Below are 15,507 nucleotides of genomic sequence, written 5' to 3' on the forward strand. Positions count from 1 at the left end.
CCATGCAGATGACCATGATCCAGGCGCTGCGCTCGGCGATGGACGTGATGCTGGAGCGTGACGGCAATGTCGTGGTGTTCGGACAGGATGTGGGTTATTTTGGCGGCGTGTTCCGCTGCACCGACGGCCTGCAGGCGAAGTACGGCCGCTCGCGCGTGTTCGACGCGCCTATCTCAGAAGGCGGTATAGTCGGCGCGGCTGTCGGCATGGCGGCCTATGGCTTGCGCCCGGTGGTCGAAATCCAGTTCGCCGACTACTTCTACCCGGCCTCCGACCAGATCGTGTCCGAGGCGGCGCGGCTGCGCCACCGCTCGGCCGCCGACTTCACAGCGCCCATGACCATCCGCATGCCCTGTGGTGGTGGCATCTACGGCGGGCAGACGCACAGCCAAAGCCCGGAGGCCCTGTTCACGCATGTCTGCGGACTGCGCACGGTGATGCCGTCCAACCCCTATGACGCCAAGGGTCTGCTGATTGCCTGCATCGAGAACGACGACCCGGTGATTTTTCTGGAGCCCAAGCGCCTGTACAACGGCCCGTTTGACGGCCACCACGACCGGCCGGCCGTGCCCTGGACCGGGCACCCGCTGGGCGAAGTGCCCGAGGGTTACTACACCGTGCCGCTGGAGTCGGCCACGGTGTTCCGCCCGGGCGCCGACCTGACGGTGCTCGCCTACGGCACCATGGTCTTCGTGTCGCAGGCGGCGGCGCAGGAGAGCGGCATTGACGCCGAGATAATCGACCTGCGCAGCCTCTGGCCCATGGACCTGCCGACCGTGGTGGCGTCGGTGAAAAAGACCGGCCGCTGCGTGGTGGTGCACGAAGCCACGCGCACCAGCGGTTTCGGCGCCGAGCTGGTGGCGCTGGTGCAGGAGCACTGTTTCTACCACCTCGAAGCGCCGATTGAACGCGTGACCGGCTGGGACACGCCCTATCCGCATGCGCAGGAGTGGGCCTACTTCCCCGGCCCGGCGCGCGTGGGCGCGGCGTTCAAACGGGCCATGGAGGCATAGCATGGGCGTCCACGTCATCAAGGTGCCCGACCTCGGCGAAGGCATTGCCGAGGTCGAACTGGTGGCTTGGCATGTGAAGGCTGGCGACCGCGTGACCGAGGATCAGGCGCTGGCCGACGTGATGACCGACAAGGCCACGGTCGAGATCCCGTCGCCTGTGGTGGGTCAAGTGTTGGCTTTGGGCGGCGCGGTCGGCCAGGTGCTGGCGGTGGGGGCGGAACTGATCCGCATTGAAGTGGCGGGGGACGAGGCTGTTTCTCCCTCCCCTTCCGGGGGAGGGCCGGGGTGGGGGCCGCCGCCGCAAGCAGCGCAAGCGACGCAGGCGGGCCAGCCCCCATCTCAACCTTCCCCCAGAGAGGGAAGGAGCGAACGGCCCATCGCCTCACCCGCCGTGCGCCGGCGCGCCTGGGAGCTCGGCATCGACCTGCAGCAGGTAGCTGCCAGTGGTGCGGGTGGCCGCATCATGCAGGCCGACCTCGAGGCCTACGTCGCCGCGCATGGAGCCGCGCATGAACTGGCAACACCGCCCGGCGTGGGCCCAGTACAGCGCCACGATGAGGAGCGGGTGCCGGTGGTGGGCCTGCGCCGCCGCATCGCGCAGAAGATGCAGGAGTCCAAACGCCGCATCCCGCACTTCACCTATGTCGAAGAAGTCGATGTCACCGAACTGGAGGCGCTGCGGGCGCGGCTGAATGCGCAGTGGGGGGCGCAGCGCGGCCACTTGACGCTGCTGCCCCTGCTGGTGCGCGCCGTGGTGCTGGCCGTGCGCGAGTTTCCGCAGGTCAACGCGCGGTTTGACGACGAGGCCGGCGTGGTCACGCGCCATGGCGCGGTGCACCTCGGCATTGCCACCCAGACCGGGGCCGGCCTCATGGTGCCGGTGCTGCGCCATGCCGAGGCCAGAGATCTGTGGTCCAGCGCGGCAGAAGTGGCGCGTCTCGCCGAAGCCGCGCGTGCCGGCAAGGCCACACGCGACGAACTCACCGGCTCGACGCTGACCCTCACCAGCCTGGGCGCCCTGGGCGGCATCGTCTCGACACCGGTGATCAACTATCCCGAAGTGGCCATCGTCGGTGTCAACCGCATCGTGGAGCGGCCGGTGATGCGCGGCGGCGCGGTGGTGGCGCGGCAGATGATGAACCTGTCGTCGTCGTTTGACCACCGCGTGGTCGACGGCGTGGATGCGGCCAGGTTCGTGCAGGCCTTGCGCGGGTTTCTCGAATCCCCGGTCACGCTGTTCGTGGAGTAGGGCCCATGGGCAATTCGTTCGATGGCCTACACCTGATCATTGGGGAAGAAGAAAAGAAAGTCCGCCAAGCCCCGGTGGATACCGGCAGCGCCGTGCTGCAGAAGGTGTTTGGGGCGCTGTCGTAGGGTGATTTGCAGTCGGGGACTGATGAAGTCGGCCTTCAGGGGCCTCCCTCTTTCTCGCCGTCTGGACGGTCGCGAGCCGGCAGGGCATCGCGAAAGGCATCAAACGTCTTCCACGCGGGAACTGGCGGCGTGTACCCTGACTTGGGTGCGTAGACCGAGTAGTCGACAAGTTGCATCTTGTGGATGTAGCGAGGGCAGTTCGGAAAGATGCGCGTTGCCGTGACGCGAACGATGAACACCGAGCCCGGGTACTCGGTGCGCAAGGGGTCATCTTCGCTGACCTGCGCCGTGCCATTCACCCGAAGTCGCTTCGGGTTTTCGAAGTCCAGGAACAGGAGCCCGATATGGGGGTTGACCAGAACATTTCCCCAAGACCTGTACATTCCGTTGCCATCGTAATCAGGAATGGCAAGGGTGCGATCGTCGAGGACGCGCACGAACCCTGGCAAGCCACCTTTATAAGAGCAGTCGGGATGACCGTCGGCGTCAGCTGTGGCGATGAAGAACATGGGGCAACGCTCGATAAACGCACGGTCTTCCCCGGTAAACGCCGCGCGAACGGTCACCTGCTCCAGGCGGTCCGCCAGGGGCTGTGTTTCGCGCACCTCCTGAAGACGCCGCATTCCATCGTGATACATCGGATCGTCCGCCATGGTTCCTCCCGGCAGGTCAGTGGGACCGAACCCTGACGTGCTGTGATGGCGCCAGGGGTGGAGACTACTGCGCGTAGTCAGCGCGTGTAGTCAGCGCTCATTGCACGAGCTGTCCAAGTTTGAAGCCGGCAGGCATCAAAGGCGGCCTGCCGCAATGAGGTGATGGACTCCCCCCGCTTGTTTGCGCACATTGGCGCCATGGTCTCTATGGTCTCTATGGTCTTTTGGCATGGGGATCAACTCTTCCAACGAAAGCAGTCCACGAGCAATGCTACTACCGTTGCCGTCGATTTGGCAAAGTCTTTGTTCCCGCCAGCTGTGCTGACGAGCCGCGTCAAGCGGCGCAGTCCAGCAGGATTTTCGTCAGCGCATGCGGGTCGCTGATCATGGGGTCGTGGCCGGTCTGGATCTCGACGAATTTCGAGTTGGGCAGCCAGGCGCCGTTCCAGAATTTCGGATCTTTCGCGCGCAGGCGGCTGGGGTCAATCGTGGCTAGTGCCGGCTGTGTGCAGCTCACGTAGGTGCGTGGCACGGCGGCGACGCGCTGCATGTCGAAATTCAGCGGTGCCTGGTAGGTGTTGCCGGGGTGCGGTGTCTGGCGGCGTTTCACCCATTCGCGGTCGGCGTCATGCAGGCCAAACACTTCCGGATCGGGCGGCGGAAAGCTGAACCGGGTCGAGGCCTGCGCCGCCGTCAGGCGCTGCTGCTGCGTGGCCGCTGACTGCGTGCTGCTCCAGCTTTCGCCGGGTTTGGGCAGCACCGCATCGACGTACACCAGGTGTTTGATCCGCTTCGACAGGCGGTCGGCCACGGCGGTGCCTATCATCCCGGCGTAGGAGTGCACGGCCAGTGTCACTTCGCTGAGTTCTTCCACTTCAATGGCGCTGATCACGTCGTCGATGTGGGTATCCAGATTGATGGACGGCGACAGCAGGTGGGCACGTTCCCCCAGCCCGGTCAGCGTCACAGGGAAGACCTTGTGGTGGTCGAGCTGCAGGGCCTGGGTGACGCGCCGCCAGCACCAGCCGCCATGCCAGGCGCCGTGCACCAGAACAAAATTGTGGGTCATCAGATCACCTCGCTTCTTCCAAGTTCAGACAACTTTTCGTCGGAGTAGTTCAGCACGCTGCGCAGAACTTCCTCCGTATGCTGGCCCAGCAGCGGCGGCGGCAGGTCGCAACGCACCGGCGTGGCGCTAAGCTTGAGGGGGCTGGACACCAGCCGCAGGTCATGTTTGACAGGGTGCTGCCAGTGCGTGACCATCTGGCGGGCCTCGATTTGCGGGTCGGCAAACACCTCGGCCAGGTTGTTGATGGCGCCGCAGGGCACCTTGGCGGCTTCCAGCGCGGCCAGCCAGTCGGCCTTGGTGCGTGTTTTCAGGATGGCCTCCAGCAGCGGCACCAGCACCGCCCGGTTGCGCACGCGGTCCTGGTTTTTTGCGTAGCGCGGGTCGCTGGCCAGTTCGGGGTGACCCGCCACCGCGCAAAACTTGGCGTACTGGCCATCGTTGCCCACGGCCAGGATCAGGTGATCCTTGTGGCCGTCGGCCGCCGGCGCCACCTCAAACACCTGGTAGGGCACGATGTTCTGGTGCGCGTTGCCGGCGCGGCCCGGCGCCTTGCCGCTCACCAGGTAGTTGGCGCTGAGGTTGGCCAGCATGGCCACCTGGGTGTCGAGCAGCGCCATGTCGACCTGCTGGCCTTCGCCGGTTCTTTCGGCATGGCGGAGTGCGGCGAGGATGGCCACCGTGGCGTACATGCCGGTCATCAAATCGGCCACGGCCACGCCGACCTTTTGCGGCCCGCCGCCAATATCGTCCCGCTCGCCGGTCACGCTCATCAGGCCGCCCATGCCCTGGATGGCGTAGTCATAACCGGCGCGGTCGGCATAGGGGCCGGTCTGACCAAAGCCGGTGACCGAGCAATACACCAGGCGCGGGTTGATGCTTTTAAGCGACGCATAGTCCAGGCCATACCGCGCCATGTCGCCGACCTTGAAGTTCTCGACGAAGACGTCACAATGCGCGGCCAGTTCGCGTATCAGCGCCTGCCCGGCCGGCCGGGCAATGTCGCAGGTCACCGAGCGCTTGTTGCGGTTGGTGCCGAGGTAGTAGGCGGCCTCCTGCGTTTCTGTGCCCTGGTCGTCCTTCAAAAACGGCGGGCCCCAGGTGCGCGTGTCGTCGCCGGTGCCCGGGCGCTCGATCTTGATGACGTCGGCGCCCAGGTCGGCCAGCGTCTGAGTACACCAGGGGCCCGCGAGTACGCGGGACAAATCGAGAACGCGGATGCCGTCGAGTGAGTTCATGCCCCTATTTTGCCTTCAGGAGGCCGGCTTGCGTTATCAGATTCTCCGCGTTGGCGATCAAGGCGTGGCGACCGGGTGAGTCAGCCTCTGGATCATTCCGATGCTGGATACAAGTTCCCTGGCGTCGGCAGGTGAGCTTTTAACGCGGCGTTCGCCAGGAGTCGTGCGTAGTAGTAGTATGTTTCTGTTCCTCCCGAATGCTCCAACGCTCTAATATCCGTGCGATTCGACCTCACCACGCTAAGGCTCTTTGTCAGCGCGATCGAGCACGGCAGCATCGCAAGGGCCGCAGAGTGCGAGCACATCGTCGCTTCGGCGGCGAGCAAACGCATCGGTGACCTCGAGACCGGGCTCGGAGTCGCGCTACTCGTACGTCAGCACGCGGGAGTCGTCCCGACCGTCGCGGGCGAAGCGCTCGCCCGCCACGCGCGCGAGGTCATCAAGACGCTCGACCGAATTCCCGGGGCGGTCAGCACGCTTGCCGCGGACGATCAGCCCGATATCCGGATGTTGGCGAATCAGACCGGCGTCGTCGTCGTGGCAGCGGACCTCGCGAGCCACCTCGCGCGGCGGCCCGGGGTGAAGATTCGTCTCGGGGAAGGCCAAAGCCTGCCTATCATCGAAAGCGTCGCGCAAGGCAGCGCCGACATCGGTATCATCGGCCACTTTCAGCCCACCGACCGGCTGCACGTCGTTCCCTATCGCAGCATTCCTCTCATGCTGGTCATGCCGGCGGTGCATCCGCTGGCCGGCCGCGGGGCGCTCTCATTCGCGGACGCGCTCGAGTTCGATCTGATCACGCTGATGCAAGGCACCGCCATCCGCGGCTGGGCCCTGGCAGCAGCAGCCCGCATCGCGCGCAAGCCGAAATTCACCATGCAGGTGCAGAGTTACGAAGCGATGCGCGCGATGGTGCAGGCGGGTCTCGGGATCGCGGTCATGCCCGCGGCCAACATTCTGCCGTACGAGGGTCTCCTGCAGGTGCGCGCGCTGCCGCTCACCGATGATTGGGCGCGCATGCAGCTCTACCTGGTGTGCGACCGGGGTGCGGCCGGCATTCCTGCGATCGAGGAGCTGCTGGCGCATCTCGCCGCGGCTTGAGCCTTCGCGGCCGGCGATGGCAAGCGTTCCGAAAGATCATTTGCGAACGCAGCCGGATGGGTCCAAGCTTCGATGTAGTGCCATCAACCAGGAGCGCAGCGATGCACACCCCTATGGAATCACCAGTGAACGCCATGGCAGGCCGGCCGAAATCCGAGTATGACGCGAAGTTTCGCGCCGATCTGGACAAGTTCGTGCAGGTGACCGGCTGGACGCTGCAACAAAAGGTGGCGCTCGCGTGCCGCGTCCTCGATCGCGATGGGCACGAATCCGCGCTCGCGGGCCAGGTTTCGACGCGCGGGGAGAAGCCCGGCACCTACTGGACGCTGCGCTTCGGGCTTGGCTTCGACGAGGCCCGCGAGAGCAACATCCTGTTGATCGACGACGACTTGAACGTCCTCGCAGGCGAGGGCATGGCCAACCCCGCGAATCGATTCCATCTGTGGATCTATCGCGCCCGTCCCGAGACCCACGCAATCGTGCACACCCATCCGCCGCACGCCTCGGCGCTGTCGATGATCGCGGAGGAACTCATCGTGTCGCACATGGACACCTGCGTGCTGTACGAGAATTGCGCTTATCTGCCCGAGTGGCCGGGCGTGCCGATCGGCGACGAGGAGGGCGAGATGATCTCGGCCGCGCTGGGCGACAAGCAGGCGGTGCTGCTCGCGCACCACGGCTTGCTGACCGCGGCGAAGACGATCGAGGAGGCGGCGGTGCTCGCGTTCTACGTGGAGCGCGCGGCCAAGCTGCAACTCATGGCGCGCGCGGTGGGACCGATCAGACGGGTGAAGCCGGAACTCGCGCGCGAGGCCCGTGGCTATCGCGGCAGTCCCAAGTACATCGCTGCGACCTTCAATTACCTCGCGCGTCGCGTGCTGCGCGAGACGCCGGACTGCCTGAGCTGACGCCGCGAGGCAAGTCCATGTGCGATCCAAGTCGTCAAGTCGTGTCCCCCTGACGAACCGCGACACCTTGATCCCAGTTGATTCCAACCAAGGAACGAAAATGAAACCCCTTACAACCCACCGAATTTGCGCGGCACTGCTCGCGCTTGCAGTCGCGACGGCGTTGGCGCAAACCTACCCGAACAAGGCAATTCGCATGATCGTGCCGTACCCACCGGGCGGCGGCGCCGACATCACCGCGCGGCCGATCGCGCAGATGCTCAGCGAACGCTGGGGCCAGCCGGTCGTCATCGAGAACCACGGCGGGGCGAGCGGCATGATAGGCGCGGACATCGTCGCCAAGGCGCCGCCCGACGGCTACACCATCATGGTCAGCGCCTCGGCGGAAGTCGCGCTCAATGTCGCGCTCTTTCCGAAGATGCCGTACGACCCCGTCAGGGACTTCGCGCCGATCACGCTGGCAACGGTGACCCCGATGGCGCTCGTCGTGCATCCGTCGGTGCCCGTCACATCCTTGAAGGAATACATTGCGGTCGCAAAGGCGAAGCCCGGATCGATGACGTTCGGTTCGGTCGGCACCGGCTCCGTCCATCACTTCGCCGGCGAGTGGCTGAAAATGCTGACCCAGGTCGATATCGTGCACGTCCCGTACAAGGGCTCCGGCCCCTTGATCACCGATCTGCTCGGCGGGCATTCACCAAGCGGGTTTGCCACGCTGCTGCCGGCGATGCAACATCTGAAGGCCGGCAAGTTGCGCGCCCTGGCGGTGACGACGCAAAAGCGCGTGCCGTTGCTGCCGGACGTGCCGGCGCTCGCCGAGACGCTGCCCGGATTCGACATCACCCAGTGGAACGCGGTGTGGGCGCCGGCCGCGACGCCGAAGGACGTGCTCGACAAGCTGAGCACGGAAATCACACGCATCGTGCAGTCGCCCGAGTACAAAGCGCGCATGGCTGAGCAGGGCAGCGAGGCCATCGGCAATTCGCCATCAGAACTGGCGGCCTTTCAGAAGGCGGAAATCGACAAGTATCGCAAGATTGCACAGCAGGCGAACATCAAGGCCGACCAGTAATGATCACGGACGAGCCCGCGTGCCGTCCGGCGTTCTTCGACCTGGCAGTCTCCTTCATGCGGGCATTTGACGTCATGGGCAGCATCAAGCCCATCCTGTTCAAATTGTCGAAGGAGTTGCCCGGTTCCCGGGTTCTCGACGGTCGGCCTGGCATCGATCCGCACGCCATGGCGATGCCGACGGGACGGGACCCCGGCATGACCTACGCGCGCAAATTCGTTGAGAACGCAAAGTCAGAGGGGCTGGTCAAGGCGGCGATCGAGAGGGTGGGAATGCGCGGCGCCCTTGTGAGCACCACGCAATAACGCAGAACTGGCCGGAACCCCGTGGCGCGGGGGAATACCAGTCTTCAAAGCCGACTGAGGACGGTCGACTTTGAAAGCTGGTGGAGCGGATGAGGATCGAACTCACGACCTCTGCATTGCGAACGCAGCGCTCTCCCAGCTGAGCTACCGCCCCACGCCATTTTGATGATAATCCGAATCGCTGACCGGCGCTCGTAAAGCGTCATGCCGCCATTTTGCAATTACTGCGCAACAGGCGACATCGACATCGACATAAGATGCTCAAAATCCACGGACGCGACGCGAAAACTTGCCATGATGAAGAAGGCCATCCCCGCCTCAAGCCCTGACGCATATGTTGCCGCCCTGTCCGGCTGGCAGCGCGCCACGGTGGAGCAATTGCGGGTGGCCGTCCTGGGCGGCGGCACGCTGGCTGAAGTCATCAAGTGGAGCCACCTGGTTTACCTGTCAAACGGGCCTGTGCTGCTCATCCGCGCGGAGGAGAGTCGCGTGCTGTTCGGGTTTTGGCGAGGAAAGCGCCTCGCAGGCATGGACCCGCTTTTAAAGCCCGGCGGCAAGTACGAAATGGCCACCAGAGAACTGCGCGAAGGCGATGAAGTCAACGCTGTCCTGTCGCGCCGCCTCGCCAAAGAAGCGGTGCGGCTCAACAAGACGCTCGGTGACCCCACGAAGCTTTAGCTCACTGGCCCCCACGCTTTTTCACTGTGTGTAAACGCCGTCCCCCGAGGGGGCTAATTTTCCTTGGGAGCGGCCCGCCGGAAAATTGCACCGCGCCGGCTGCGGCTCCGCTGACAGGATCAATAGGTCTTGTACGGCAAAAACTTGCCCGACAGCACCACGTTGACGCGGTCACCTTTCGGGTCGGGCTGGCGCACGATGTCCATGCTGAAGTCGATGGCGCTCATGATGCCGTCGCCGAATTCTTCGTGAATCAGTTCCTTGATGGTGGTGCCGTAGACGCTGACGATCTCGTACCAGCGGTAGATCAGCGGGTCGGTGGGCACCGGCGTCGGGAGCGAGCCCTTGTACGGCACGACCTGCAGCCATTTTTGCTCTTCAGCCGTCAGGCCAAAAATTTTGCCGACGACTTTGGCCTGCTTGTCGTCAAAGGTCATCTGGCCCAGGCAGCCGGCGGTGACCCATTCCTTGCTGAGGCCCACCTTTTTGGCGACCGATTCCCAGGTGATGCCCTTGGCAACCTTGGTGGTGATGATTTTTTCGGTGATGTCGTTGCGGTTCATGTTTATGGCTCCTGTGTTTGAAGTGGTTTTGAGGTGGCGGTGAGGGGGGTGAACGGGTTGTGAGGATGTTGTGCAGTAGTGGTAGCCGGTGCGGGCATCAATGCGCCTTGGCGCGCATGACGAGAAAATCGACAATGTGGTTGCGCAGCTCGTAGTAGCCCGGCAGGTGGTGCAGACCGGCACGGGTGCGCTCGCGCGGCAGCGGGTTTCGCACTTCCTCGGCGATGCGGCCGGGGGCATAGCCTTGCGCGGTTTCCGTGCCGTTGCTCATCAGCAAGATGCGGTCGGCCAGCAAGATGGCTTCGTCCACGTCGTGCGTGATCATGAACACCGTCTGGTGCGTTTCACGCACGATGGTCATGAGCTCATCCTGGATCGTGCCGCGTGTCAATGCATCCAGTGCGCCAAAGGGTTCGTCCAGCAGCAGCATCTTGGGCTGGATGGCGAAGGCGCGCGCAATGCCCACACGCTGCTTCATGCCGCCCGAGAGTTGCGACGGTTTTTTGTCGATGGCGGCGCTCAGGCCCACCATGGCCACAAACTTTTCGACGTGGGCATTGACCTGCGCGGCGGTCCAGTCAGGCCAGCGGGACACCACCGCAAACGCGATGTTCTTGCGCACGGTCAGCCAGGGCATCAGCGCATGGCTTTGAAACACCACGCCGCGCTCCAGGCTGGGCCCGGCAATCTCGCGGTTGTCCATGAAGACGTGGCCTGCCGTGGCGCTGTCCAGGCCGGCCAGCACATTGAGGATGGTGGTCTTGCCGCAACCCGAGTGGCCGATGATGCAGACGAACTCGCCCTTGTCGATGGTGAAACTGACATTGGCAAACACCGGCTTGGCTGGCGCAAAGGCTTTGCTCAAGCTTTCTATTTTGAGGAATCCCTGCATGCTGTGTTCTTTCTGGGCGGGGCTGGACGCCGCTTGAGGGTTCTGAGGGCTCGCCGCTTCGGTGTGCGATGCGGGACGCAAGGCGGTTTCACTCCACATACGTCACCATCTTCTGCAACTGGGCAAAGCTGAGGTCCAGCAACATGCCGACGATGCCGATCACGAGAATGGCAAAGATCACGTTGGTCAGCGAGAGGTTGTTCCACTCGTTCCAGACAAAGTAGCCAATGCCGGTGCCGCCCACCAGCATCTCGGCGGCCACAATCACCAGCCAGGCGATGCCCATGGAAATGCGCATGCCGGTAAAAATGGTGGGCGCCGCTGCCGGCAGGATCACCAGGAAGGCCTTGCGCAGCGGGCTGACTTCCAGCGTGCTGGCCACATTGAGCCACTCGCGCTTGACGGCGGACACGCCAAAGGCGGTGTTGATCAGCATGGGCCAGACCGAGCAGATGAAGATCACAAAGATGCCCGAGATGGACGAGTCCTTGATGGTGTAAAGCGCCAGCGGCATCCAGGCCAGCGGCGAGATCGGCTTGAGCACCTGGATGAAGGGGTCAAACGCACGCCGCAGCAGGGGCGACATGCCGATCACAAAGCCTAGCGGCACGGCCACCGCGCAGGCCAGCAAAAAGCCCAGGCCCACGCGCGCCAGCGAATGGCCCAGCTGGATCAGGATGCCCTTGTCGTTGGGGCCGTTGTCATACACCGGGTTGGACACCTGCTTCCAGATCGCCGTGCCCATTTGGCCCAGCGTTGGGAATCCGGTGGTCTTGGTGTTGCCCGGGTCCTTGCCCATCATCTTCTGGTATTCGATCTGCTCGGCGCTCAGCCCCGCCGTACTGGCCACGGGCGTGCCCGGCGAAGGCAGCGTGGCGGTGTACCAGATGCCCAGGAAGGCCAGGAAGATGAGCAGCGAGACCAAGCCCGCTTTGAGATTTAATGATTTCATGGAGCTACAAGAAGTGAGCGAGCGTGGGATTTCAATGAAAACCAAGCAGGGGCCGCAGGCGCAGCGGCCCCTTGAGGGGGCAGGGAGCTACACGCAGTGAGCGACCGTGGGGGCTCATAGCTTATTGATGGCAAAGCTCTTCACATAGTCGTCCGGCCTGGCGGGGTCAAACTCCTTGCCCATGACCTTGAACTTTTTGTAGGCGCCTTCCGGCGGCCTGAAGCCGGCCAGCGACATCTGTTTTTTGGCTTCGGTGAGCAGGAACACCTTCTCGGCAATCTGCCGGTAGTTGACGTCGCCCTTCACATAGCCCCAGCGTTTCATCTGGGTCAGCATCCAGACCGCCATGCTCTGCCACGGCACCGGGTCGAAGTTGGCACGGTCGGGCACATTTTTGATATTGCCCAGGCCATCGGCAAACTTGCCGGTCAGCACCTGCTGCAAAACGGCTTCCGGCTGGTTGAGGTATTGCGTCGGCGCGATCACCTTGGCAATCAGGTCGCGGTCCTTGGGCTGGCTGGCCATGAAGGAGGCGCCCAGCACCGCGCGGTAGAGGGCCGCAAAGGTGTTGGGATTTTTCTGGATGAACTCGTCGCTCACGCCAAAGGCGCAGCACGGGTGGCCGTCCCAGATGTCCTTGGACAGGATGTGGATGAAGCCCACTTCGTCGTAGACCGCGCGCTGGTTGAAGGGATCGGGGCCGAGGAAGCCGTCGATGTTGCCCGCGCGCAGGTTGGCCACCATCTCCGGCGGCGGCACCACGCGCAGCTGCACATCGGTGTCGGGGTTCAGCCCGTTCTCGGCCAGGTAATAGCGCAGCAAAAAGTTGTGCATGCTGTACTCGAACGGAATCGCGAACTTGAAGCCCTTCCAGTTCTTCGGGTCGCGGTTGTTCTTGTGCTTGACGTGCAGCGTGATGGCCTGGCCATTGGTGTTCTGGATGCTCGCCACATTCATGTTGACCTGGTTGGACCCGAGGCCCATGGTCATGGCCAGCGGCATGGGCGACAGGAAGTGCGACGCGTCATGCTCCTTGTTGATCATCTTGTCGCGAATCAGCGCCCAGCCGGCGGTCTTGTTGAGCTGGACGTTGAGGCCTTCTTTTTTATAGAAACCCAGCGGGTCAGCCATGATCAGCGGGCTGGCGCAGGTGATGGCGATGAAGCCGATCTTGAGGTCTTTCTTTTCCAGCGGGCCGCGGTCTTGCGCCATTGCCTGCAGCGCACCCATGGGAAAGACGGAGGCAATCGCCGCGCGTGCGGTGTTGGCGCCTACCGCCCGCAGGAAGCTGCGGCGTACGCTGTCGACCGGGAACAGCGCCTTGACCAGACTGGCCTCCATGAAGCTGTGCGACAGCTCCTGCGCGCTGGCCGCAGCCGCGTCATGCTCGCCCGGTGCATGGTCCTGTCCGCAGGCGCAGCGCAGCATCAGCGGTCGGTCGGCATCATAGGCATCGAAGCGAGTGGACATCGGGTTCCCCGTTGGTAAAGATGCCATGCTCCATGCAAGGGACGGGCCCGTCGGGGTGGTTTGGCCCGCTGCACCCGCAAAACGCGGTGCAGTCTTCGAGGCCGTGTAGGGCCGCCCCTACAAATGGGCGGTTTTGGTGTGGCGCTCGGCATACAAAGCCAGCTCCACGTCATTGCGGGTGCCGGTTTTTTCGAGGATGCGCGCACGGTAGGTGCTGACAGTGTTGGGTGCCAGATTCAGCTGTGCACCAATTTCGCCCACGGACTTGCCGGCCGTGAGCAGGCGGAACACCTGGTGCTCGCGGTGCGACAGTGATTCGGTGCCACCACCGCCTCCGGTTTTGGTGGCGCTGTTGCCGACGGCGCTGGCCAGCGCTTCGGCGGCAATGGCCGACACGTAGACGCCGCCGGCGGCCACCTTGCGCACCGCGGCAATCATGTCGTCCGGGTTGGCGCTCTTATTCAGGTAGCCGGCGGCGCCGAGCTTGATGCAGCGCACCGCATACTGCTTTTCCGGGTAGGTGCTGAGCATCAGCACCGCCAGCCGGGGCCAGCTTTTCTTCAGTGCCTGCAACACGTCCAGGCCGTCGCGGTCGGGCAGCGCGATGTCCAGCAGCACGGCGTCCAGGCCGCTGTCGCCGCCCAGAGCGTCGACGCGCTGCAGGATGTCCGGACCGGTTTCCGCTTCGGCCACCACTTCGATTTCCGGCGCATCGGCCAGCACCTGTTTCAGGCCTTCGCGCACGATGCGGTGATCGTCGCCGATCAGGATTTTCACGGTGTTCATGGTGGGTAAACAGTTTTGTTATTGCTATTGCTATTGGTTTTGCTTTTGAAGCTGGATATGCAGGTGAAACAGGGCGCCGTGTCCAACTTGACTTGAAATCTCGAGCGTGCCGCCGAGATGGCGCGCCCGCTCCCGCATGCCCATCACGCCATACGCGTTGGCCGCCTCAAAGGCGGCGGCTTCGGCACCCTTGCCGTTGTCCTGCACCGCGATGCTGATGTCCCGGGCCGTGGCCTGGATGGTGATGGCGACCCGGCTGGCCTGTGCGTGCCGGCCCACATTGCTGAGCATTTCCTGGAAGATGCGGAAAATGCCGATGGCCGCCTGCTCCGGCAGCGGTGTGGCATCGTTCACGTCCATCTGCCAGTCCAGTGCGAGTTCGGCGGACTGCACAAATTCATGCGCCTGCCAATCGAGCGCGGCCCACAGGCCCTGGTGGTCCAGGATGCTGGGACGCAGGTCGGTGATGATGCGGCCTACGTTGTCGACGGCCGCCTCAATCAGTCGGCCCATGTTCTGGCATTTGCTGCGCATGCGTTCCCGCATGGCCTGGGCCTCATCCAGGCTGCGTTGCTGTTGTTCGCCCAGGCGCTTGTCGAGCCAGCCCACGTCCATCTTCAGCGCGACCAGCAGGCTGCCCAGCTCGTCGTGCACCTCGCGTGCGATGCGGGTGCGCTCTTCCTCGCGCACGCTGTGGGTATAGGCTGAGAGTTCGCGCAACTGCTCCAGGGCTTCCGACAGCGCCTGGGTGCGCTCGCTCACGCGCTGCTCCAGCACGGCGTGGGCCTGCCGCAGGGCATCCTCGGCCTGGCGGCGTGCCGAGATGTCGACGAAAGTGACCACCGCGCCTTGCACCACGCCGCCCTCGACAATGGGATAGGAAGAATATTCCACCGCAAACGCACTGCCGTTTTTGCGCCAGAACAGCTCGGTGTCAATGCGGCAGGGCAGGGCCTTGCGAAAGGCGTTGAAGATGGGGCACAGATGCTCGGGGTAGTGTGCACCGCCGGCATGGGAGTGGTGCGCCAGTTCATGCATGTTGTGGCCCAGCACCTCGGCAGGCAGCCAGCCCAGCTGCTCGGCCCCGGCCCGGTTGATGAAGGTGCAGCGGCCGTCCATGTCGATGCCGAAAATCCCTTCCCCGGTGGATTCCAGCAACTGCGAGAGCTTGTCCCGCCAGATCACTTGCCCGGCCCCCGGAAGGTGGGCCGGCACCGCTTGCCCCAGGGGCAGGCCGCGCATCTCGGGCAGGAGGGTGTCTTCAACCATGTGTGCAAGTAGCAAGCATCGTGCCCAGATTGGTGCAAAAACAGGTGCCGTCATGGCTCCATAGTGGTGCATTACCCCGCCGTTATCGCTAAAACCACGCCAGGCCACGCACCACCCGGCCCCAAGATGGCGCGCGAATGGCTGTAAAGTGCGATGCTTGCTGACCC

The 15,507-nt window shown here is 63.8% G+C and carries 16 protein-coding genes, 1 tRNA gene and 1 pseudogene; 8 read left to right on the forward strand and 10 right to left on the reverse strand.

Annotated features, from left to right (window positions below):
- The first annotated feature begins 2 nt into the window (after nucleotides 1-2).
- From AC1DS5_RS23865 to AC1DS5_RS23875, 3 genes and pseudogenes are all read left to right on the forward strand, one after another.
- Nucleotides 3-1,013 (forward strand): alpha-ketoacid dehydrogenase subunit beta, encoded by a 1,011-nt coding sequence (locus AC1DS5_RS23865; protein WP_477720725.1) that lies wholly within the window; start codon nucleotides 3-5, stop codon nucleotides 1,011-1,013.
- 1 nt (nucleotide 1,014) lies between these two features.
- Nucleotides 1,015-2,262: a dihydrolipoamide acetyltransferase family protein gene (locus AC1DS5_RS23870; RefSeq protein WP_477720726.1), complete on the forward strand. Its 1,248-nt coding sequence runs from the start codon at nucleotides 1,015-1,017 to the stop codon at nucleotides 2,260-2,262.
- A gap of 8 nt (nucleotides 2,263-2,270) precedes the next feature.
- Nucleotides 2,271-2,387, forward strand: a pseudogene (locus AC1DS5_RS23875) (DUF4197 family protein); the annotation flags it as partial.
- Nucleotides 2,388-2,422: 35 nt separating this feature from the next.
- Here AC1DS5_RS23875 and AC1DS5_RS23880 read toward each other — a convergent pair.
- The 3 genes from AC1DS5_RS23880 to AC1DS5_RS23890 all read right to left on the reverse strand — a co-directional run bounded on the left by AC1DS5_RS23880 (nucleotide 2,423) and on the right by AC1DS5_RS23890 (nucleotide 5,344).
- Nucleotides 2,423-3,040 (reverse strand): pyridoxamine 5'-phosphate oxidase family protein, encoded by a 618-nt coding sequence (locus AC1DS5_RS23880; RefSeq protein ID WP_477720727.1) that lies wholly within the window; start codon nucleotides 3,038-3,040, stop codon nucleotides 2,423-2,425.
- A 334-nt stretch (nucleotides 3,041-3,374) separates the two neighbouring features.
- Nucleotides 3,375-4,109 (reverse strand): alpha/beta fold hydrolase, encoded by a 735-nt coding sequence (locus tag AC1DS5_RS23885; RefSeq protein WP_477720728.1) that lies wholly within the window; start codon nucleotides 4,107-4,109, stop codon nucleotides 3,375-3,377.
- A complete protein-coding gene (locus AC1DS5_RS23890; protein WP_477720729.1) occupies nucleotides 4,109-5,344 on the reverse strand; it encodes a CaiB/BaiF CoA transferase family protein in 1,236 nt (411 codons plus the stop codon). Before AC1DS5_RS23890 ends, AC1DS5_RS23885 begins: the two co-directional genes overlap by 1 nt.
- A gap of 219 nt (nucleotides 5,345-5,563) precedes the next feature.
- On the opposite strand from AC1DS5_RS23890, the gene AC1DS5_RS23895 reads away from it, so the two are divergent.
- The 4 genes from AC1DS5_RS23895 (at nucleotide 5,564) to AC1DS5_RS23910 (ending at nucleotide 8,730) form a co-directional block, all read left to right on the forward strand.
- Complete coding sequence (locus AC1DS5_RS23895; RefSeq protein WP_477720730.1) at nucleotides 5,564-6,445, forward strand: LysR family transcriptional regulator; 882 nt, start codon at nucleotides 5,564-5,566, stop codon at nucleotides 6,443-6,445.
- 134 nt (nucleotides 6,446-6,579) lie between these two features.
- Complete coding sequence (locus AC1DS5_RS23900) at nucleotides 6,580-7,353, forward strand: aldolase (RefSeq protein ID WP_477720750.1); 774 nt, start codon at nucleotides 6,580-6,582, stop codon at nucleotides 7,351-7,353.
- A 100-nt stretch (nucleotides 7,354-7,453) separates the two neighbouring features.
- Nucleotides 7,454-8,425, forward strand: a complete 972-nt coding sequence (locus AC1DS5_RS23905) for a Bug family tripartite tricarboxylate transporter substrate binding protein (protein ID WP_477720731.1) — start codon at nucleotides 7,454-7,456, stop codon at nucleotides 8,423-8,425.
- The gene (locus tag AC1DS5_RS23910) at nucleotides 8,425-8,730 is read left to right on the forward strand and encodes a hypothetical protein (RefSeq protein ID WP_477720732.1); all 306 of its coding nucleotides are present in this window, start codon (nucleotides 8,425-8,427) and stop codon (nucleotides 8,728-8,730) included. The genes AC1DS5_RS23905 and AC1DS5_RS23910 overlap by 1 nt, the downstream gene beginning before the upstream one ends.
- A gap of 78 nt (nucleotides 8,731-8,808) precedes the next feature.
- Here the strand turns inward: AC1DS5_RS23910 and AC1DS5_RS23915 are convergent.
- Nucleotides 8,809-8,884, reverse strand: a tRNA-Ala gene (locus AC1DS5_RS23915).
- A gap of 140 nt (nucleotides 8,885-9,024) precedes the next feature.
- Between AC1DS5_RS23915 and AC1DS5_RS23920 the strand changes: the two genes are divergently transcribed.
- Nucleotides 9,025-9,408 (forward strand): DUF1801 domain-containing protein, encoded by a 384-nt coding sequence (locus tag AC1DS5_RS23920; protein WP_477720733.1) that lies wholly within the window; start codon nucleotides 9,025-9,027, stop codon nucleotides 9,406-9,408.
- A 119-nt stretch (nucleotides 9,409-9,527) separates the two neighbouring features.
- Here AC1DS5_RS23920 and cynS read toward each other — a convergent pair whose 3' ends face one another.
- The 6 genes from cynS to AC1DS5_RS23950 all read right to left on the reverse strand — a co-directional run bounded on the left by cynS (nucleotide 9,528) and on the right by AC1DS5_RS23950 (nucleotide 15,340).
- Entirely contained in the window at nucleotides 9,528-9,971 is a 444-nt protein-coding gene (gene cynS / locus AC1DS5_RS23925) for a cyanase (RefSeq protein ID WP_477720734.1), read from the reverse strand.
- Nucleotides 9,972-10,068: 97 nt separating this feature from the next.
- Nucleotides 10,069-10,962 (reverse strand): ABC transporter ATP-binding protein, encoded by an 894-nt coding sequence (locus tag AC1DS5_RS23930; RefSeq protein ID WP_477720735.1) that lies wholly within the window; start codon nucleotides 10,960-10,962, stop codon nucleotides 10,069-10,071.
- Entirely contained in the window at nucleotides 10,952-11,815 is an 864-nt protein-coding gene (ntrB, locus tag AC1DS5_RS23935; protein ID WP_477720736.1) for a nitrate ABC transporter permease, read from the reverse strand. The genes AC1DS5_RS23930 and ntrB overlap by 11 nt, the downstream gene beginning before the upstream one ends.
- 114 nt (nucleotides 11,816-11,929) lie before the next feature.
- Nucleotides 11,930-13,285: a CmpA/NrtA family ABC transporter substrate-binding protein gene (locus AC1DS5_RS23940; RefSeq protein WP_477720737.1), complete on the reverse strand. Its 1,356-nt coding sequence runs from the start codon at nucleotides 13,283-13,285 to the stop codon at nucleotides 11,930-11,932.
- Between the two features lie 117 nt (nucleotides 13,286-13,402).
- Nucleotides 13,403-14,071, reverse strand: a complete 669-nt coding sequence (locus AC1DS5_RS23945) for a response regulator (protein WP_477720738.1) — start codon at nucleotides 14,069-14,071, stop codon at nucleotides 13,403-13,405.
- A 30-nt stretch (nucleotides 14,072-14,101) separates the two neighbouring features.
- Nucleotides 14,102-15,340, reverse strand: coding sequence for a sensor histidine kinase (locus tag AC1DS5_RS23950; protein WP_477720739.1), 1,239 nt, complete (start codon nucleotides 15,338-15,340; stop codon nucleotides 14,102-14,104).
- Nucleotides 15,341-15,507 lie beyond the last annotated feature (167 nt).

Source organism: Polaromonas sp. P4_H1, assembly GCF_056400945.1.